We start from the raw sequence: 19,979 nt of genomic DNA on the forward strand, positions 1-19,979 counted from the left end.
GTTGACAAAAAAAATACTTTTTATAGTGAATATAGATTGGTTTTTTATAACACATAGATTACCTTTAGCTTTAGAAGCTTTAAAAAAAGGTTATGATGTTTACATAGCCTGTGGAATATCTGATAAGAAAGAATATTTAGAAAGTTTAGGTTTAAAGGTATATCCTTTAGCTATATCAAGAAGTGGGACTACTATCAAACGTGAATTTAAAGCATTTACTGAAATATATAAAGTAACAAAAGAAATAAATCCAGATATAGCTCATTTTATAACTATAAAACCAGTGCTTTATGGAGGTATAACTTCAAGGTTTTTAAATATATCTAAAAAAGTATTTTCTATATCTGGACTTGGTTTTATATTTATAAGGCAAGGAATAAAAGCTTCAATTGTTAGAATGATAATAAAAAGTATGTATCGATTTGCTCTTGGAGGAAAAAAATCTTATGTAATTGTTCAAAATCTTGATGATAAAGAAGTTGTAAAATCAATTTTAAATGTACCAATCATACTGATAAAAGGTTCAGGTGTAGATTTGAATCAATATAAATGGATAAAAGAAAGCAATCAAAATATTAAGGTTTCTATGGCTTGTAGGCTTTTAAAAGATAAAGGTGTCTTTGAATATATAGATGCATCAAGAATTTTGAAACAAAAATTTCCAAATATAGAATTTGAACTATATGGAGATATAGATATTGGTAATCCTGCAAGTTTAACTATGGAAGATACTAAAAAGATAAAAGAAAATGGTTTTGTAAATCTATATGGATTTACAGATAATATTGCAAATGTATTTTCAGATTCAAATATTATAGTTCTTCCTTCATACAGAGAAGGATTGCCTAAAGTTCTTATTGAAGCAGCATCTTGTGGGAGAGCAGTAGTTACTACTGATGTTCCTGGATGTAGAGATGCTATAGAGCCAAATATTTCAGGACTTTTATGTAAAGTAAGAGATTCTAAATCGTTAGCAGAAATGATAGAAAAATTGATAGTAGATAATAATTTGAGAAACAGTATGGGAAAATCTGGTAGAGAATTGGCTGAAAGAGAGTTTGATATAAGTAAAATTGTTAAAAAACATTTTGAAATATATGAAGGAAATATATGAAGGAAATGTATGATAAATAGTGATAACAATTTGGGTTATAGAAAACTCTTAATTACAGGTTCAAATGGTTTTATAGGAAACTACTTCATAAATAAATATAAAGATAAATATAAAATAAAAACTTTTAGCTTTTTAAAAGATGATTTTACTACTTTTGATTGTAGAGATATAAATGTTGTACTTTATCTATCAGCTCTCGTTCATCAAATGGGTGGAGCAATTTTGGAGGAATATGAGAAAGTAAATGTAACTCAAACTTTAAAGTTAGCTAGAAAAGCTAAAGAGTGTGGCGTAAAACACTTCATATTTATGAGTACAGTGAAAGTATATGGAGAAGAGACTACTAGAAAATACACTGAGAATAGTATTTGTAGACCAGAAGATGAATATGGCAAAAGTAAATTTATAGCAGAAATTGAACTTAAAAAGTTAGAGGATGAAAGCTTTAAAGTAAGCATTATAAGAACTCCTATTGTATATGGTTATGGTGTAAAAGCAAATATTAAATCACTTGTTAATCTCACAAACAAAGTACCATTGTTACCTTTTGGAAAAATAGACAATATAAGAAGTATGGTTTATATAGGAAACCTTTGTCATCTCATTGATGAATTAATCATACAAAATAAAGCTGGAATATTTTTAGCTAGCGATGATAAACCTTTGAGTACTTCAAAATTTATTGAACTTATAGCAAAGAACTTAAATAAGAACACGTATTTGATAAAAATACCCTTTTTTGAAACTTTATTAAAGTCATTAAAACCTTCATTTCATAAAAGACTTTACGGAAGTTTAGAAGTGGATAATACTATTACCAAAGAGCAATTAAATCTTAAAAACCCATATAGTGTTGAAGATGGAATAAGCTACATGATTAAGGGAGAGCAATTTTGATTTATTTAGTTTTATTATTAGTATCATTTTCTTTAACTTATTTAATAAAAAACTATGCTATCAAAAAGTCTTTAGTTGCACAAGTAAATGATAGAAGTTCACACATTACTCCTACTCCACATGGAGGCGGTATTGCTATTGCAATAACATGGTTTATTGGTTTGATTTATTTATATTTTACAAAACAGATTGACCAAACACTTTTTTATGCACTTTTAGTTGGAATTATTATTTCAGTAGTTAGTTTTCTTGATGATTTATTTGAATTAAGTGCAAAAGTAAGACTTATTATTCAATCATTTGTTTCTTTATTTGGATTATATATTTTAGGTGGTTTTAATAGTATTGACTTAGGCTTATTTTCAATTGAAAATCAAATTTTTACTAATATTTTTGCTTTTTTTATGATTATATGGTTTATAAACCTTTATAACTTTTTGGATGGAATAAATGGTTATGCTGGAAGTGAGGCAGTCTTTTTAAGTTTTGCTTCCTATTTACTTTTTGGAGGTAGTCATTTTTTACTTTTAGCTGTTGCAGTTCTTGGATTTTTATACTGGAATTGGAATAAGGCTAAAATATTTATGGGAGATGTTGGAAGTACACTTTTAGGGTATAATATTGCAATTTTCACACTCTATTATGCAAATCAAGAGCCTAGAAATCTATGGATATGGATTATATTATTTAGTGTATATTGGTTTGATGCAACGTTAACATTGATTCGAAGAAAGTTAAATGGTGAAAAACTATCTCAGGCACATAAAAAACATGCTTATCAAAGACTTACGCAAGCTGGCTGGAGTCACTATAAGGTTACTAATTATTCTATAGGATTAAATATATTAATTTTTTGTAATGTTTATTTTATTTCAAATATATTTATTGCTTTTTTAGTTACTTTATTGATACTTTTTATTATAATGAAATATATAGATTCAAAAAAGGCTTTTTCCTAATGTTTCAAATTGATAAAAGAATATTAAATATATTAGTAATAGTTGTACTTAGCTTTATTACTTTTTATTGGACTTTTTTTATTTTTCATCAAAAGCCAATATTATCAGTTATACTTGGAGTTACAGCTGTAAGAATTTTGGCTTCTTTTTTAATTTTTAAAGATTATTCACTATCATGGAGTAAATCTACTCAAAGAACATTTTTAATTAAAAGTATAGTTTATATTAGTGCATTTGTTGTTTATTTACCTATTTTTTATGGACAAGTTAGATTTGCTCTTCTTGCTAGTGAACTATTTTTATATCTATTTTTAATAAATTTTTTAATGTATTCGTATAATTATTATGTTAATAAATCTAAAACAATAAAAGATAAGTCTGTTGTAATATATGGTGCTGGAAAAGCTGGTGTTAAACTAGCTGAAGAGTTTAGACATAGCCAATATAGTATAAAATATTTTATTGATGATTCTAAAAATCTTCAAAAAAGAAGTATTGATGGTATACAAATTATTTCAAGAACAAAGTTAAAAGAAGTAATTAAAAATTCAAAATTTGATCTTCTTTTAATTGCAATGCCAAGTGCAGAAAAAAGTAGAATAAAATTTATTTATGATAAATTGAATCCTCATTTTAAGAGTGTAAAAATTCTTCCTACATTAAATGAAATTCTTCAAGAAAAAGATTATTCTACGCAGTTAAAAGACATCTCTGTAGAAGATTTGTTAGCACGTCATCCAAAAGATTTGGATAAAGAGAAAATAGAGAGTTTCATTAAAAACAAAGTTGTATTAATCACTGGAGCTGGTGGAAGTATTGGCAGTGAAATATCAAGACAGTGTAAAAAGTTTGGTGCAAAGCAATTAATTTTAGTTGACCACAGTGAGTATAATTTGTATGCTATTATTGAAGAATTAAATGCTAATAATGTTATCCCTGTTATGCAAACTGTTAGAAATTTTGGATTTATTGAGAATACATTTAAAAAATATAATCCTCAAATAGTAATCCATGCAGCTGCTTATAAACATGTACCTCTTGTTGAAGATAATATTTTAGAAGGTATTTCAAATAATATAATAGGTACAAAAAATTGTATTGATTTATCTATTAAATATGGAGTTGAAAAGTTTGTATTAATTTCAACTGATAAAGCTGTTCGTCCTACAAATGTAATGGGAACTACAAAACGAATATGTGAATTATATGCACAGAATGTAAAATCTAAATCTACAGAAATTGTAGCTGTTCGATTTGGAAATGTTTTAGGAAGTAGTGGAAGTGTTATTCCTAAATTTAAATCTCAAATTGAAGCAGGTGGTCCTATAACTGTAACCCATCCTGATATTACTAGATACTTTATGCTTATACCAGAAGCTTGTGAGTTAGTATTACAAGCAGCAAGTATTGGTAAAGGTGGAGAGATTTTCATACTTGATATGGGTGAGCCTATTAAAATAGTTGATTTAGCTAAAAAAATGATAGAACTTAGTGGAAGAGAAAATATACAAATTGAGTATTCTGGGTTAAGACCAGGAGAAAAACTTTATGAAGAACTTCTTATAAATGACAGTGATAAAAAAACAGATTATGATTCAATCACTGTTGCTAGTTCAACTTTTTATAATATTGCTAAATTGAATAATGATATAGAAGAGCTTCTTATTTGTGAAGACAAAATCGCAAAATTAAAAGAGATAGTTCCTGAGTTTAATCATCAATTAAATTAAAAGAAGAAAAAAATATGAATATATTAATTGGAATATCTTTAATAACACTACTAATACTTTTAGTTCAAAACAAGTTTAAAGCGGGATTTTTGTTTTTTGGTTTAGTTTTACTTTATTATTTTTTAGATTTAATTAAATTAGAAAAAATGCTTGGTGGTTTTATTAATTCATCTCTAATAACATTGGTACTATTGCTCATTATTTCAATAGTATTTGAAAAAACATTTTTTGTAACTACTATTGGTGATAAATTATTTTCTAAATCTTATACAAAATCATTATTAAAATTATCATTATTTACATCTCTTTTTTCTGCTTTTTTAAACAATACTGCAGTTGTTGCTTCCATGATGAGTGTTGTAAAACAAAATAAATTTCATAGTCCATCAAAACTTTTATTACCTCTTTCTTATGCTGCTATTTTTGGAGGAACAATAACATTAATTGGAACTTCTACAAATCTTTTGATTAATAGTTTTATGATTGAAAATAATATAACTCCTTTAAAACTTTTTGATTTTGTTTATGTTGGAATTCCAATAGCATTTATAGGGGCTTTTATTTTACTTTTTATAGCTAGATTTTTGCCAGATATAAAATCAGAAAAACAAATAGAAAACTATTTTTTAGAAGCAAAAGTTTTAAAAAATTCTAAACTTATTGGAAAGAGTGTTCTTGAAAATAAATTAAGAAATTTGGAGTATCTATTTTTAAGTGAAATTCTAAGAAATGATAAGATTATATCTCCCGTAAATCCAAATGAAATTATTTGTGAAAATGACACGTTACTTTTGAGTGGGGATATTAAGCATATTGAGATTTTAAAAAACTTTGATGGCTTAGTATTAGATAATGTTAATCAAAAGTTTGATAAAAATATTGTGGAAGTCATATTATCACATGAGTCAACATTGATAAATAAGACAATTAAAGATACAAATTTTAGAACAAAATTTAATGCTTCCGTTGTAGCAATTAAAAGAGGAAACCAACAATTATCAGGAAAAATTAGTGAAGTAAAATTGCAAATGGGAGATAATATTGTATTAGCTGTTGGTGATGATTTCACAAAAAGAGATAATATAGAAAAAAACTTTTATATTATTTCAAAAATAGGTCTTGAAAAGAGACTTGATAAAAAAAGTAGTTTTTTTGTTTTATTTTCATTTTTAGCAATTTTATTTAGTAGTTTTTTTGGAATTATTTCATTAGTTAAAGGATTATTTTTACTTCTTGCTATTTTTTTAGGATTTAAATTAATTTCTGTTTCAGAAATACAAAGAAGATTTCCTTATGAATTAGTGCTTATAATTGGTTCAGCATTGGGAATTGCACATGTTATGATAGATAGTGGTATATCTAAATATTTAGCAGATTTTTTAAGTTTTTTATTTGGTAGTTATGGAATATTTGGTGCTTTTATTTCTATTTATCTTTTTACATTTTTATTAACAGAAATTATCACAAATAATGCAGCAGCTGCTTTGAGTTTTCCAATTGCATATTCTACTGCTATAACTTTTGATAGTAGTATTTTGCCTTTTGTTATGGCAGTCGCATATGGTGCGAGTGCTAGTTTTATTTTTCCTTATGGTTATCAAACAAATTTAATGGTATATAGTGTAGGTAAATATAATATTAAAACATTTTTCAAAAGTGGTATAGTAGTATCTATTGTTTATTCAGCATTAGTTTTAGTACTAATACCAATATTTTTCCCATTTTGATTAGGAGTATTTATGAATAATGAAAATATAGTTTGGCATCAACAAAATATTAAAAAAGCTAATAGGTCTAAACTTTTAAATCAAAAACCATGTATCTTATGGTTTACAGGGCTTAGTGGAAGTGGTAAATCAACACTTGCAAATGCTTTAGAAGCTGAACTTTTTAAAAGAGGAAGAAAAACATATTTACTTGATGGAGATAATGTTAGGCATGGGCTTAATAAAGATTTGGGATTTAGTGAATTAGATAGAGTTGAAAATATTAGAAGAATAGGGGAAGTAAGTAAATTGTTTGTTGATGCAGGATTGATTGTATTGACTGCTTTTATTAGTCCATTTAAATCTGATAGGCAAATAGCTAGAAGTTTAGTAAAATATGATGAATTTATTGAAATCTTTGTAGATACACCTTTAGATATTTGTGAAAATAGAGACCCTAAAGGGTTATATAAAAAAGCAAGAGAAGGAGCAATAAAAAATTTTACAGGAATTGACTCTCCTTATGAAACTCCAATAAATCCTGAAATTATTATTAATAATAGTGAAAATAGTATAGAAAAAAATTGTGATATTATATTAGATTATTTAATTAAACATGGATATATTCAAGGTAATAATGATTACACAATTTAGTAGTAATATATAAAATAAGATAGCATATAAATTACATTAGAGTATTTTGTATAATGGGCTAGAGAGCTTAGAAACTATTTTTAAAGCTTTTAAATAGTAGTTCTTTATGGTTTGTTGCTGTATCTTGATTTAAAATCATTATCATAAAATCTGCATTTAAAAAGTGTGTATAAAAGTGTTCTATTTTAGGATAGATGTAACTCTTTTTTATTGTTGGATAAATATATTTTTTAGATGGATAAAACTGCATTGTTATATATAAAAATAGCGTTGTTAAGATTGTTACTTCTATTACTGTAAAAAGTTTTGCAAAAAAAGATTTGATTTTTTCACTATTTATAAAAGTTGTAAATAGTTTTATTAAAATATTCCAACCAAAATATAGTATTAAAATATTTATTACAAAAGCAATTAATATTAAAGTAGTATATGTATCTGCTTTTGTTATATAAAACTTTTGAAGAACTGTTCCTGTAAAGCCAGCTAGTTTTGCAGATATAGTAAGTATAAAAAATATTTTAAAGTATTCAAATATCTTAAGATAGCTTTTTTGTATATAGCTGTGATATATTAAAAAACAGATAATTAGTATTAGTATAAAATCAAGTATATTATAAAATGTCATTCGACATTATAGCATAACTAAAAAGAGTTTTATCTCTTTTTAGCTTTTGCATTTGGTAAGTCAGTAATACTTCCATGAAATATTTCAGCTGCCATACCAACTGATTCATGTAAAGTAGGATGTGCATGAATTGTAAGTGCAATATCTTCAGCATCACAATCCATTTCAAGTGCTAGTGAAATTTCACCTAGTAATTCACCTGCATTATCCCCAACAAGTGCTCCACCAATTAATTGGTGAGTATCTTTATCGAAAATAAGTTTTGTCATACCATCTTTTGATACATCTGCAGCTAAAGCTCTTCCTGATGCAGACCAAGGGAATGTAGCAACTTCATAGTTAATACCAGCAGCTTTCGCTTCATTTTCAGTCATACCAGCCCATGCAATTTCAGGGAATGTATAAGCAATACTTGGTATTTGTTTTGGTTCAAAGAATACTTTATGTCCTGCAATTACTTCAGCTGCAACATGACCTTCATGCACTGCTTTATGTGCAAGCATTGGTTGACCAACAATATCTCCAATTGCAAAAATATTAGGTACATTTGTTCTCATTTGTTTATCAACTTTAATGATTCCATATTCATCAACATTTACACCACAATTTTGAAGGTCAAGTTTATTACCGTTTGCGCTTCTTCCCATTGCTACAAGAATTGCATCATAAACTACAGCACCTTCAGGAGCATTTTTACCTTTAAATTCAACATAAACACCATCTTGTTTAGGAATGATTGATTGTGCTTGAGTTTCAAACATAACATTAAATCTATTTGCATTTGATTTAGTGTACATTTTAACTATATCAGTATCTGTTCCTGACATTAGTTGTTTACCTCTAACCACGAAGTCAACTTGGCTTCCTAATTTTTGATAAACAGTTCCCATTTCAAGACCGATAATTCCACCACCCATTACTAGAAGTCTTTTTGGAACTTCTTTAACTTCAAGTGCATCAGTAGAATCCCAAATTCTAGGATCTTCATGTGGAATAAATGACATTTTAGAGCTCTGGCTTCCAGCTGCAATAATACAATTATCAAAAGTAACTTTTGTTTGTTTTCCTGCAATATCAGTATGTTCTACAATAACAGAGTTTTTATCTAAAAATTTAGCATAACCTTGTACTACAGTTACTTTTCTCATTTTAGCCATTGCACTTAAACCATCAGTTAGTTTTTTTACAACGCCACTTTTATAAGCTGCAACACCTGGTAAATCAATTTCTGGTTTTGTAAACTTAATACCTGCATGTGAAATGTGCTCAGCTTCTTCCATAACTTTTGCTACGTGAAGAAGTGCCTTAGATGGAATACAACCAACATTTAGACAAACTCCACCTAAAGTTGGATATCTTTCAACTAAAACTGTATCTAAGCCTAAATCCGCACATCTAAAAGCAGCTGAATAACCACCAGGTCCTGCTCCTATTACTAGAACTTGACCTTTGATTTCTGTTGCACCATCAGTATTTGTTGTTGTAATTGCTGGCTTTGCAGCTGGTGCTGCTTGTACTTTTTCTTCTACAGCTGGTGCTGCAGAAGTTTCATCTTCAACTTCAATTCTAGCGATTAAATCACCAGAATTTACTTTATCTCCAACCTTTACAAGTATTTCTTTTATAATACCCGAATGTGTTGTTGGAACATCCATAGAAGCTTTTTCAGTCTCTAATGTAATAAGACCATCCTCTTCTTCTACTTTATCTCCAATGTTAACCATTACGTCAATTAAATCAACATCTTTGTCTGCACCTAAATCAGGAATAAAAATATCTACTATATTACTCATTTTTTTTCCTTACAGACTTAATAGTCTAATATCACTCAATAGTTGTGATAATGTAGTTGTGAATCTTGCACCATCTGCACCATCAATTACTTTATGGTCATAAGATAATGATAATGGTAAAGTTAATCTTGGCACAAATGTTTCACCATTCCATACAGGTTTCATTTCAGATTTTGATAATCCTAAAATTGCCACTTCAGGAGCATTGATTATTGGAGTAAATTTAGTTCCACCAATTCCACCTAAAGATGAAATAGTAAATGAAGCACCTTGCATATCTTGTGCTTTTAGTTTACCATCTCTTGCTTTTTGTGAAATTTCAGCCATCTCAATTGCAATCTCTTTAAATCCTTTTTTATTTACATCTCTTATTACAGGTACAACCAATCCATTTGGTGTATCAACTGCAATAGCAATATGGAAATATTTTTTCATAATTAAACTTTGCCCATCTGCACTTAATGATGAGTTAAATTTAGGATGGATTTCTAATGCTTTAGCAACAGCTTTTACAACAAATACAAGTGGTGAAAGTTTAAATCCATTTGCAATTGCATTTTGTTCTTTTCTAAAGCTTTCTAATTCTGTAATATCAGCTTCATCAAATTGTGTTACATGAGGAATTGATACCCAATTTCTATGTAATGATGGTCCAGATATTTTTTGAATTCTTGTTAATTCAACAGTTTCAATTTCTCCAAATTGTGCAAAATCAATCTCTTTTGCTTCTGGGAAATTAAATCCTAACCCAGTACCTGTTGCAGTTGCTGGTTTATTAAGTTGTTCTTTAACATAAGCTTTTATGTCATCTTTAAGAATTCTTCCTTTATTTCCAGTTCCTTTAACAAACCCTAAATCAACTCCAAATTCACGTGCTAGTTTTCTTACGCTTGGACTTGCATATACTTTTTTAGCTTTTTGAGATAATACACTTGTATTTTCTTTTACTGTTGCAGTTGCAACAGCTGCTTGTAAAGTTGCAGGTGCTTTTGTCTCTGGTTTTGGTGCTTCTTGTACAGGAGCTTGAACTGGTGTTGGAACTTTACTTTCCATTACAACAGTTTTAACCATTTTTGCAATTAAATCGCCACTGTTTACTTTATCTCCAACTTTTACAAAAAGTTCTAAAATTTCTCCAGCAAATGGTGCTGGAACATCCATAGAAGCTTTTTCAGTCTCTAAAGTAATAAGTCCAGCTTCAGCTTCAACTGTATCACCAACATTAACCATAATATCAATTAAATCAACATCTTTATCAGCACCTAAATCAGGTATATAAACTTCTTCAATAACTGAACAAATTGTTTGGTCTTGAATTAGTTGACAAGAAACTTGTGCACCAGATGAAGAGATTGCTTGAAGTTCTGCCTCTACTGATTTTAAATCTGCTGGTGCTGAACTTGTAGCTGCAGCTGTCGGAGTTGCTTCTACTTTTTTCTCAGCTACAGGAGCAGCTGGTGCTTCTGCACTAGCTGCATCTTGGATTTCAATTCTTGCAATTAAATCACCAGAATTTACTTTATCTCCAACTTTAACAAGTATTTCTTTTACAACTCCTGCATGTGTTGTTGGAACATCCATAGATGCTTTTTCAGTTTCAAGTGTAATTAAACCATCTTCAACTTCAACAACATCCCCAATACTAACCATTACGTCAATTAAATCAACATCTTTGTCAGCACCTAAGTCAGGAATAAAAATATCTTGAATTCTACTCATCTTCTACTCCTTACGCTTTTAATGGGTTGATTTTATCTGGGTTGATGTTATGTTTTTTCATTGCATCAGCTAAAACAGATTTATCTAATTTACCATTTCTAACAAGTTGTGATAAAGTTGTAAATACAATAAAGTCTGAATCAACTTCAAAGAAACTTCTTAAGTTTGCTCTACTATCACTTCTACCAAATCCATCAGTTCCAAGTGCTTTAAAGCTTCCTTTTAAGTATGGGCTGATTTGTTCAGAGTATGCTTTCATATAATCCGTTGCTGATACAAAAATTGAATCTGCATCTTGACCTAGAACTTGAGCAACATAAGGAACTTTATCCTCTTCATCAATGTGAAGCATGTTATATCTTTCAACATCTTGTGCATCTCTTGTAAGTTCATTATATGAAGTTACAGAGTAAACATCACTTGCAATTCCATAATCAGAAGCTAAAATTTTAGCTGCAGTTCTAACTTGCTCTAAAATTGAACCAGAACCTAATAAGTTAACTTTGTAGTTATTTTTAGCTTCTATAGTTTCTAATTTATAAATACCTTTTTTGATACCTTCTTCTACACCTGTAGGCATTGCTGGCTGTTGATAGTTTTCATTTAATGTTGTAATATAGTAGAATACATCTTCTTGTGTTTCACCATACATTCTATTAATACCATCTTGAACGATAACAGCAACTTCATAACCATAAGTTGGATCATAAGTAACACAGTTTGGAATAGTATTAGCAATAATATGTGAGTGTCCATCTTCGTGTTGTAAACCTTCACCATTAAGTGTAGTTCTTCCAGAAGTTCCACCAACTAAGAAACCTTTTGCTTTTTGATCTCCTGCTGCCCAACACATATCACCTGTTCTTTGGAATCCAAACATTGAGTAGAAAATATAAAATGGAATCATAGGACAATCATTGATTGAGTATGAAGTAGCTGCAGCTATCCAAGAACCCATTGAACCTAACTCATTAATACCTTCTTGTAATACTTGACCTTTTTTATCTTCTTTATAGTATGCCACTTGATCTTTATCTTGTGGAATATATTTTTGACCCTCAGCAGCATAAATACCAAGTTGTCTAAACATACCTTCCATACCAAATGTTCTAGCTTCATCAGGAACGATAGGAACAATTCTTTTTCCAATTTGTTTATCTTTTACAAGAATATTTAAAACTCTTACAAATGCCATTGTTGTAGAGATTTCTCTATCTGCACTTCCTTGTAAGATTGAGTCAAATGCACTTAATTCAGGAAGAACAAGTTTTTCAGTAAATGTTTCTCTTCTTTGAGGAACAAATCCACCAAGTGCAGCTCTTCTTTCTTTGATATATTTCATCTCTTCAGAATCTTCTGCTGGTAAATAGTATGGTAATTTTTCGATTTCATCATCAGTTACAGGGATATCAAATCTATCTCTAAATTGTCTTAAAGATTTTAAATCAACTTTTTTAACACCGTGAGCAATATTTTTACCTTCAGCTGCTTCACCCATTCCGTAACCTTTAACTGTTTTAGCTAAGATAACAGATGGTCTCCCTTTTGTTTCATTTGCTTTTTTATATGCAGCATAAACTTTAACTGGGTCATGTCCACCTCTGTTTAATGCCCAAATTTCATCATCACTCATATTTTCTACAAGTTTTGCAGTTTCAGGGTATTTGTTGAAGAATTTTTCTCTTGTGTAAGCTCCACCTTTTTGTTTAAAGTTTTGGTACTCACCATCAACAGTCTCTTCCATAAGTTCTAATAGTTTACCTGATGTATCTTTTGCTAATAATTCATCCCATTTACTTCCCCAGATAACTTTAAGTACTTCCCATCCAGCACCTCTAAATTGTCCTTCAAGTTCTTGGATAATTTTTCCATTCCCTCTAACTGGTCCATCTAGTCTTTGTAAGTTACAGTTAATAACGAAGATTAAGTTTTCTAATCCTTCTCTTCCTGCTAATCCAATTGCTCCCAATGATTCTGGTTCGTCACACTCACCATCACCCATGAAACAATAGATTTTTTGATTACTACAATCTTTTATTCCTCTGTCAGTTAAATATTTTAAAAATCTTGCTTGATAAATAGCTTGTATTGGTCCAAGTCCCATAGATACAGTTGGAAATTGCCAATAGTTAGGCATAAGTCTAGGGTGTGGATATGAAGATAAACCTTTTCCATCAACTTCTTGTCTAAAGTTATCTAATTGTTCTTGAGTAAGTCTTCCTTCTAAGAAGCTTCTTGCATAAATTCCTGGAGCAATGTGTCCTTGGAAAAATATTAAATCTCCACCATCTTTATCATTTGGTGCTTTAAAGAAGTGATTAAAAGCTACATCATAAAGTGTTGCAGATGATTGGAAAGATGAAATGTGACCACCAAGTTCTAAATCTTTTTTAGAACCTCTTAAAACCATAAGTTGCGCATTCCATCTTATAATTGATCTTATCTTTCTCTCTAGTGATAAATTACCTGGCATTTTAGGTTCTTGTTCTACTGGAATAGTATTTAAATAAGCTGTTTTTGCATCATATGGCAAATAAGCTCCATTTCTTCTAGCTTTATCAATTAGCTTTTCTAAAAGAAAATGAGCTCTATGGCTCCCTTCTTCTTCAATAACTGCTTCTAAAGCATCAATCCATTCTTGAGTTTCTTCTGGATTAAGATCTTTTAAGACATCGTTTAAGTTTTCAACTGACATTTAGTAATCCTTGTTAGATTTTTTAATAGAAATTGCGATTTTTTCCACTCTTTTTAATGAGCATATGAACATTAAGAAAAAATAATACATGCCAATAAACGAGTGTATCGAATTGTGAGCATATGGTACTTATTTTTACTTAAATTTTATTTATAATTTAAATTAATATTTTTATTTAAGTTTATTTAGAAATATTATCAATTATAATGAAAAAACAGCAAATTTTAGCGAATTTTATCATAAATTTATGTTAAAAATATGTAAAAATTTAATTAAAATTTAAGTTTAAGAAGAAAATAATTATTTTTCTATAAGAAAAGGTATTTATGATTGAAGAAAAAAGTTCTTTTAGAGTTATAAAAGATGGTCAAAATTGTGCTAAAATAAATATGGCAACAGATGATGCTTTAATATCATCATTTGAAAATAATGACACTCCTATATTTAGAGTATATCATTGGACAAATTCTTTTACCATTGGCGTATCACAGGACTTTAGTTCTTATTCTTTTACTAATGATTATGTTGGTGATTATGCTAAAAGAGTAACTGGTGGTGGAGTACTTTTCCATGGACATGATTTGTCATATTCTTTAGTTATACCAACAGAACTTTTGAAAAGTTACAATATTAAACAGTCTTATGAAAAAATTTGTTATTTTTTGATAAATTTTTATAAAAAACTGGGTTTAAAAACCAATTATGCAAAAGATGATGAGTCTGTAATGTTGTCAAAAAGTGAATTTTGTCAAGTAGGTTTTGAAGCATATGATATTTTAGTAAATGGACAAAAAATTGGTGGAAATGCTCAAAGAAGAACAAAAAAAGTGATATTTCAACATGGTTCAATTCCACTTTATACTGTGAAAAAAAGTAACACAAATGATGATAAATGTAACAGCATTGATAATAGATATGGAATTAGTTTAGAAGATTTAAATATAAATTTAACATATGAAAAGGCAAAAGAGTTATTAATTGACTCTTTTGAAAAAAGTTTTAATGTGGAATTAATATCTTCACAATTAACACAAAAAGAGATAAATAAAAAAGAAGAGTTATTAAAGGATAAATATGACTATACCATCTAATATGGAATTTAGTGAGAAAAAAGTAAATTTTAAAAAACCAGAGTGGTTAAGAAAAAAATTAACACCCAGTGCTCAAATAGAGATGGAAGGTCTTTTAAAAGATGTGGGTGGATTACATACAATTTGTCAAGAGGCAAAATGTCCAAATATAAGTGAATGTTTTGCAAAGAAAAATGCAACATTTTTAATTCTTGGTGATATCTGTACAAGAAGATGTTCATACTGTAATGTAAAAACTGGACTTCCTACTGAAGTTGATTTAAGTGAAATACAAAAAGTTACGACTTCTGTAAAACACTTGGGACTTAAATTTGTAGTTATTACAAGTCCTGCAAGGGATGATTTACCAGATGGTGGAGCACAGCAATTTTACAGAGTGACAAAAGATATTTTAGAAAAATGTCCAGGAACACAAGTGGAGATTTTGGTACCTGATTTTAAAGCACGAGAAGAGTCACTTCAAACTGTTGTTGATTCTGGAGCCGTTATTATTGGACATAATATTGAGACAGTGCCAAGATTTTATAAAATCAGAAAAAATGCTTCATATGAAAGATCAATTCAAGTTTTAAAAAGACTAAAAGAACTAGGTGGAGATAAAATCAAAACAAAATCAGCTCTTATGGTAGGACTTGGTGAAACTGAAGAAGAGATGGTACAAGTATTTAAAGACCTTGTTTCTGTTGGTTGTAAATTTTTAAGTATTGGACAATACTTAGCACCAAGTGGAGATTTTGAAAAAGTTGTAGAATATGTAAAACCAGAACAATTTGCAAGGTATAAACAACTTGCTATGGATTTAGGATTTGAATTTGTACACTCAACTCCATATGCAAGAAGTTCTTATCTGGCACATGAATATTTAGGTCATGAAAGTGCTAACAAAGATTTACTAAAATAAGATGATGATATAATCCTTCAAATAAAAAGGATAAACCATCAATCTTATAAATATTGATTATATAAATCAAAAAGATAAAGAGTTAGTTGAACTCTTTGTCTTTTCTAAAACTACTAAAAAATATATTCTAGGTATAAATAAACTTACAAAATCAGTATTAAAATATATAGAAGTAGATGGAATAATTGATGATTTTACAAGAGTTCAAAGCTCACGTAAAAAAACAGTTCTAAAAATAGAAGATGTACCAAAAGATGCTTTAATACTATCAACTTCAAGTGGAAGTCCCCTAGAAGTAAAAAATAGACTTGATAAAATGGGTTTTAAAAATATAACTTATCTCGCTCTTTGTAAATATAGTGATTTAAAACTAGCTAGTCCTGATTTTATAGATGATTTTAAAGATGACTTTATAAATAATAAAGCTCAATATGAAAAGACCTACAATCTTCTTGCTGATGATAAATCAAAAAAGATATTTGAGAAGGTGATTAATTTTAAAATATCCTATGACTTAGAGTTTATGCAAGGTTTTACAAACGACCACGAAAGCCAATATTTTGATAAAGAGATAATTCCAAAAATTAAAAATATAAGATTTGTAGATGGTGGGGGATATGTGGGGGATACTTTAAAAGAGATTATTAAAAACTATCCTGATTTTGAAAAAATATATTGTGTAGAACCAAACGCTTTACATATAAATATAGCAAAAAGAGATTTTGGTGATATTGCTAATATTGAGTTTATAAATTGTGGACTTGGAAGTAAAAAAATATCATCAAATATAAAAGAAGAGTTACAAAATAACTGTGCCCATGATTATCAAGCTACAAATATTAATAGCTTAGATAATTTGATTAAAGATGAAGTAGATTATATAAAACTTGATATCGAAGGCGCAGAACAAGATACAATAAAGGGTGCAAAAGAAACAATAAAAAAACATAAACCCATACTTGCAGTTTGTATTTATCATAAAGCAGAAGATTGGTATAAAGTTCCACAATTGGTTTTGGAAATAGAAAAAGAATATGACATATATCTAAGACATTATATGGAAGGAATTTATGAAACTGTAATGTATTTTATTCCCAAAATAAATATAAAAGGAAAGTAATGAAAGATGGTAAAAAACGTTTTGATATAAAAATTGGAGCAACGGTAAATATAGTTTTAAAACAAGATCAAAGAAGTGGAAAATTAACACAAGGCATAGTTAAAAATATTTTGACTAATTCTCCAACTCATCCACATGGCATAAAAGTAAGACTTCAAGATGGACAAGTTGGCAGAGTGCAAGAGATATTATAATGAAACTTTTTATAGATGGAGATGCTTTTCCAAATATGCTTAAACCTATTGTTTTAAGAGCTATTGAAAAAAATGCTTTAGAAACGTTAGTTTTTGCAAATAAAAAAATAGATATTGGTAAATCAAACTATGTCAAATATATTATTGTTGATATGGGAGCAGATGAAGCAGATAATAAAATTGTTGATGAGGTTGAAAAAAATGATTTGGTTATAACTGCTGATATTCCACTTGCTTCTAGAGTTATAGAAAAAGAAGCCTATGCCATTGACCATAGAGGTGAAACTTACACAGATGATAATATTAAACAATATTTAGCAATAAGGAATTTAATGCAAAGTTTAAGAGATGCTGGTGAAATGACAAAAGGACCCGCACCTTTTAATAAAAAAGATGTACAAAAGTTTGCAAGTTCATTAAATGCGTTTTTACAAAAACTTACAAAAATGTAAGAAATATGTTTGAAAAATTTATAAAAATAAATTATAAAATTATTTTTTTTGTAGTTTATTCTCAACAAATTACCTTATTTAGGGAATATTATAAAAAAAGTTGAATTATTAAACCTTGTTAAAATTAAGTTCATTTTAATATTATATATGTAAATATTTATAAAATCATAAGGAGAAAAAGATGAATAAATTAGTTACATTGGGGGCGTCAATTTTATTGAGTGCAACATTTTCGTTTGCAGATAGTACACAAGCACAAGCTGAAGCTTTAGTTAAAGAAGGGGTAGCTTTTTGTAAAGAAGTAGGTGTTGCAAAGTGTGTAGAAGAGTTTAATAAGCCAGAAAGTAAGTTTGTTAGAGATGATTTATATATCTGGGCAAACGACTTTAATGGAGTGATAACAGCTCATCCTAAAAAACCACTAAAAGGTAAAAATCTTTTACATTATAAAGATAAAGACGGAACAGAATTATTTAATGAGTTTATTAAAAAAGTAAAAGCTGATGGTTCTGGTTGGGTTGATTATGTTTGGGCACATCCAAAAACAGGAAAACAAACTCCAAAAACTTCATTTGTAATTGGAATTGGTGAAGATCAACTAATTGGTGCTGGTGTATATAAATAATCAAGATATTTGATATTTTTTTAAACCTCAAGAAATTTTCTTGGGGTTTGATTTTCTATTTAAATACATCTTTTGTATTTAAGTGGGGAATTTAAATGAATAGGATGGGGCACATGTTAGGAATAAAAAATTTAGAAATTGGTAAAAAAGTATTAATTGCACCAGCTATAGTTGTTATTTTTTTAATTATACTTGGTGTATTTTCTATTATGGTATTAAAAGCCAATAAAAAAAGTTTGAATGAAATTGTTGAGGTAAAGTTTGAACTATATAAATCTAGTAGTAAAATTTTATCAGAGATAAATTTATATAATTCTGTTTTGTATAAAGTATTTAGCTATGCAGTTAATGATTATGCACAAAGTGAAATTGATAAACAATTAGCAATTTTAGAAAAAGTAAAAAAAGAATATTTAGAAATTACTAATCACATTATAAATTTACCTGAATTGACAAAAAAAGAGAAAGAGACCTTTGCGTTAATTCAAAAAGAAATTAAAGATTATAACAAAGCAGTTGCAGATGCAATTGATATGTTGACTATCGATGTTGGAATGGCAACACCAATGTTATCAGTAACAGATGAGATATATATAAAGCTAAATAATAACTTAGAAAAAATTAGTTCAGCAGCAGATGAGCAAAATAGAATTACCTATGAAAACGAATTAACACAAATAGATAGAACTCTTAGTTTACTTTATGTCTTAATTGTTGTTGCTTTGATTGTTGCATTTTTTGTAATCTCTTTTATTACAAAAGCTATAAAAAATCCTTTAGCGGAGTTCCAATTTGGATTATTAGAGTTTTTTAAATATTTAAATCTTGAAACAACGGAAGCAAAAGAGATAAATCTTGATTCAAAAGATGAATTAGGACAAATGGCTAAAATAGTAAATGATAATATATTAAGAACAAAAGCAAACCTTGAAAATGATAGAAAAATTGTTGATAGTGCAATTGAGTGTGCTAATGAAGCTAAAAAAGGTTTCTTAGATAAACAAATAAAAGGAAATACTAGCAATCCTTCTTTAGATGAGTTGAAAAATGTTATCAATGAGATGTTAAGTGCAATTGAATCAAATATAAAAAATGCAATGTCAGTTCTGTCTCTTTATACAAATTATGATTATCGTTCAAAAATTGATACTTCAAAAATGGATGGTGATCTAAAAGCTTTATGTACTGATATTAATAGCTTAGGTACGGCTATTACGTCAATGTTAGTAGAGAATAAAAATACAGGAGTTACTTTATCCCATAATTCAGAAACATTATCTTCTACAATATCAAGTTTAGCAAAAGCAGCAAATAAACAAGCTGCTTCACTTGAAGAAACAGCAGCAGCTGTTGAAGAGATAACTGCAAATATTAAAAATAGTTCTACTAATATTATGCAAATGAATACATATGCAAATGAAGTTTCAAGTTCAGTTTCTATTGGTAGAGAATTAGCTTCTAAAACAGCTACTTCAATGGATGAAATCAATGAACAAACAAATGCAATTGCAGATTCAATTGTTGTAATTGACCAGATAGCATTCCAAACAAATATTCTTTCACTAAATGCTGCCGTTGAAGCTGCAACTGCTGGTGAAGCTGGAAAAGGATTTGCTGTAGTTGCTGCAGAGGTTAGAAATCTAGCTTCAAGAAGTGCAGAAGCAGCACGTGAAATTAAAAATTTAGTTGAAGCAGCAACTGCAA

17 protein-coding genes are annotated in these 19,979 nt (G+C 28.6%); 13 read left to right on the top strand and 4 right to left on the bottom strand.

The window, feature by feature from the left end; genetic code table 11:
• Position 1: 1 nt before the first annotated feature.
• The 6 genes from ACQY5W_RS10925 to cysC are packed head-to-tail and all read left to right on the top strand — an operon-like array spanning position 2 to position 7,060.
• Positions 2-1,114, top strand: a complete 1,113-nt coding sequence (locus ACQY5W_RS10925; protein WP_428025004.1) for a glycosyltransferase family 4 protein — start codon at positions 2-4, stop codon at positions 1,112-1,114.
• A 9-nt stretch (positions 1,115-1,123) separates the two neighbouring features.
• The gene (locus ACQY5W_RS10930; protein ID WP_428025005.1) at positions 1,124-2,011 is read left to right on the top strand and encodes an NAD-dependent epimerase/dehydratase family protein; all 888 of its coding nucleotides are present in this window, start codon (positions 1,124-1,126) and stop codon (positions 2,009-2,011) included.
• The gene (locus ACQY5W_RS10935; protein ID WP_428025006.1) at positions 2,008-2,970 is read left to right on the top strand and encodes an MraY family glycosyltransferase; all 963 of its coding nucleotides are present in this window, start codon (positions 2,008-2,010) and stop codon (positions 2,968-2,970) included. The genes ACQY5W_RS10930 and ACQY5W_RS10935 overlap by 4 nt, the downstream gene beginning before the upstream one ends.
• Entirely contained in the window at positions 2,970-4,700 is a 1,731-nt protein-coding gene (locus ACQY5W_RS10940; protein WP_428025007.1) for a polysaccharide biosynthesis protein, read from the top strand. Before ACQY5W_RS10935 ends, ACQY5W_RS10940 begins: the two co-directional genes overlap by 1 nt.
• A gap of 14 nt (positions 4,701-4,714) precedes the next feature.
• Entirely contained in the window at positions 4,715-6,427 is a 1,713-nt protein-coding gene (locus ACQY5W_RS10945; protein WP_428025008.1) for an SLC13 family permease, read from the top strand.
• A gap of 12 nt (positions 6,428-6,439) precedes the next feature.
• Positions 6,440-7,060 carry an adenylyl-sulfate kinase gene (cysC, locus tag ACQY5W_RS10950; protein ID WP_428025009.1) on the top strand — a complete coding sequence of 207 codons (621 nt, stop codon included), beginning with the start codon at positions 6,440-6,442 and terminating at the stop codon, positions 7,058-7,060.
• A gap of 67 nt (positions 7,061-7,127) precedes the next feature.
• Here the strand turns inward: cysC and ACQY5W_RS10955 are convergent, their stop codons facing one another.
• The 4 genes from ACQY5W_RS10955 to aceE are packed head-to-tail and all read right to left on the bottom strand — an operon-like array spanning position 7,128 to position 13,892.
• Positions 7,128-7,685: a hypothetical protein gene (locus tag ACQY5W_RS10955; RefSeq protein ID WP_428025010.1), complete on the bottom strand. Its 558-nt coding sequence runs from the start codon at positions 7,683-7,685 to the stop codon at positions 7,128-7,130.
• Between the two features lie 29 nt (positions 7,686-7,714).
• Positions 7,715-9,478 carry a dihydrolipoyl dehydrogenase gene (gene lpdA / locus ACQY5W_RS10960; protein ID WP_428025011.1) on the bottom strand — a complete coding sequence of 588 codons (1,764 nt, stop codon included), beginning with the start codon at positions 9,476-9,478 and terminating at the stop codon, positions 7,715-7,717.
• A gap of 9 nt (positions 9,479-9,487) precedes the next feature.
• Positions 9,488-11,197, bottom strand: a complete 1,710-nt coding sequence (aceF, locus tag ACQY5W_RS10965) for a dihydrolipoyllysine-residue acetyltransferase (RefSeq protein ID WP_428025012.1) — start codon at positions 11,195-11,197, stop codon at positions 9,488-9,490.
• A gap of 10 nt (positions 11,198-11,207) precedes the next feature.
• Entirely contained in the window at positions 11,208-13,892 is a 2,685-nt protein-coding gene (gene aceE, locus ACQY5W_RS10970) for a pyruvate dehydrogenase (acetyl-transferring), homodimeric type (RefSeq protein ID WP_428025013.1), read from the bottom strand.
• A gap of 326 nt (positions 13,893-14,218) precedes the next feature.
• Between aceE and ACQY5W_RS10975 the strand changes: the two genes are divergently transcribed.
• From ACQY5W_RS10975 to ACQY5W_RS11005, 7 genes are all read left to right on the top strand, one after another.
• On the top strand, positions 14,219-14,983 hold the full coding sequence (locus ACQY5W_RS10975; RefSeq protein ID WP_428025014.1) for a lipoate--protein ligase family protein: 765 nt from the start codon (positions 14,219-14,221) through the stop codon (positions 14,981-14,983).
• Positions 14,967-15,884 (top strand): lipoyl synthase, encoded by a 918-nt coding sequence (lipA, locus tag ACQY5W_RS10980; protein ID WP_428025015.1) that lies wholly within the window; start codon positions 14,967-14,969, stop codon positions 15,882-15,884. The genes ACQY5W_RS10975 and lipA overlap by 17 nt, the downstream gene beginning before the upstream one ends.
• 316 nt (positions 15,885-16,200) lie before the next feature.
• Positions 16,201-17,004 (top strand): FkbM family methyltransferase, encoded by an 804-nt coding sequence (locus tag ACQY5W_RS10985; RefSeq protein ID WP_428025016.1) that lies wholly within the window; start codon positions 16,201-16,203, stop codon positions 17,002-17,004.
• Positions 17,004-17,198, top strand: coding sequence for a YwbE family protein (locus ACQY5W_RS10990; protein ID WP_428025017.1), 195 nt, complete (start codon positions 17,004-17,006; stop codon positions 17,196-17,198). The genes ACQY5W_RS10985 and ACQY5W_RS10990 overlap by 1 nt, the downstream gene beginning before the upstream one ends.
• Positions 17,198-17,650, top strand: coding sequence for a YaiI/YqxD family protein (locus ACQY5W_RS10995; RefSeq protein ID WP_428025018.1), 453 nt, complete (start codon positions 17,198-17,200; stop codon positions 17,648-17,650). The genes ACQY5W_RS10990 and ACQY5W_RS10995 overlap by 1 nt, the downstream gene beginning before the upstream one ends.
• A 181-nt stretch (positions 17,651-17,831) precedes the next feature.
• On the top strand, positions 17,832-18,275 hold the full coding sequence (locus ACQY5W_RS11000; RefSeq protein WP_428025019.1) for a cache domain-containing protein: 444 nt from the start codon (positions 17,832-17,834) through the stop codon (positions 18,273-18,275).
• A 113-nt stretch (positions 18,276-18,388) separates the two neighbouring features.
• On the top strand, positions 18,389-19,979 hold a 1,591-nt coding region (locus ACQY5W_RS11005), incomplete at its 3' end, for a HAMP domain-containing methyl-accepting chemotaxis protein (protein WP_428025020.1).

The organism is Arcobacter sp. (assembly GCF_050300555.1).
In the GTDB taxonomy this organism is placed as follows: domain Bacteria; phylum Campylobacterota; class Campylobacteria; order Campylobacterales; family Arcobacteraceae; genus Arcobacter.

What these genes read in the sequence shown, in the direction of transcription:
- ACQY5W_RS10945 (WP_428025008.1), top strand. Translation starts at nt 4,715, where the DNA reads ATGAATATATTAATTGGAATATCTTTAATAACACTACTAATACTTTTA.
- ACQY5W_RS10975 (WP_428025014.1), top strand. Translation starts at nt 14,219, where the DNA reads ATGATTGAAGAAAAAAGTTCTTTTAGAGTTATAAAAGATGGTCAAAAT.
- lipA (WP_428025015.1), top strand. Translation starts at nt 14,967, where the DNA reads ATGACTATACCATCTAATATGGAATTTAGTGAGAAAAAAGTAAATTTT.
- ACQY5W_RS11000 (WP_428025019.1), top strand. Translation starts at nt 17,832, where the DNA reads ATGAATAAATTAGTTACATTGGGGGCGTCAATTTTATTGAGTGCAACA.
- ACQY5W_RS10995 (WP_428025018.1), top strand. Translation starts at nt 17,198, where the DNA reads ATGAAACTTTTTATAGATGGAGATGCTTTTCCAAATATGCTTAAACCT.
- cysC (WP_428025009.1), top strand. Translation starts at nt 6,440, where the DNA reads ATGAATAATGAAAATATAGTTTGGCATCAACAAAATATTAAAAAAGCT.
- aceF (WP_428025012.1), bottom strand. Translation starts at nt 11,197, where the DNA reads ATGAGTAGAATTCAAGATATTTTTATTCCTGACTTAGGTGCTGACAAA.
- aceE (WP_428025013.1), bottom strand. Translation starts at nt 13,892, where the DNA reads ATGTCAGTTGAAAACTTAAACGATGTCTTAAAAGATCTTAATCCAGAA.
- ACQY5W_RS10955 (WP_428025010.1), bottom strand. Translation starts at nt 7,685, where the DNA reads ATGACATTTTATAATATACTTGATTTTATACTAATACTAATTATCTGT.
- ACQY5W_RS10985 (WP_428025016.1), top strand. Translation starts at nt 16,201, where the DNA reads ATGGGTTTTAAAAATATAACTTATCTCGCTCTTTGTAAATATAGTGAT.
- ACQY5W_RS10940 (WP_428025007.1), top strand. Translation starts at nt 2,970, where the DNA reads ATGTTTCAAATTGATAAAAGAATATTAAATATATTAGTAATAGTTGTA.
- ACQY5W_RS10930 (WP_428025005.1), top strand. Translation starts at nt 1,124, where the DNA reads ATGATAAATAGTGATAACAATTTGGGTTATAGAAAACTCTTAATTACA.
- lpdA (WP_428025011.1), bottom strand. Translation starts at nt 9,478, where the DNA reads ATGAGTAATATAGTAGATATTTTTATTCCTGATTTAGGTGCAGACAAA.
- ACQY5W_RS10990 (WP_428025017.1), top strand. Translation starts at nt 17,004, where the DNA reads ATGAAAGATGGTAAAAAACGTTTTGATATAAAAATTGGAGCAACGGTA.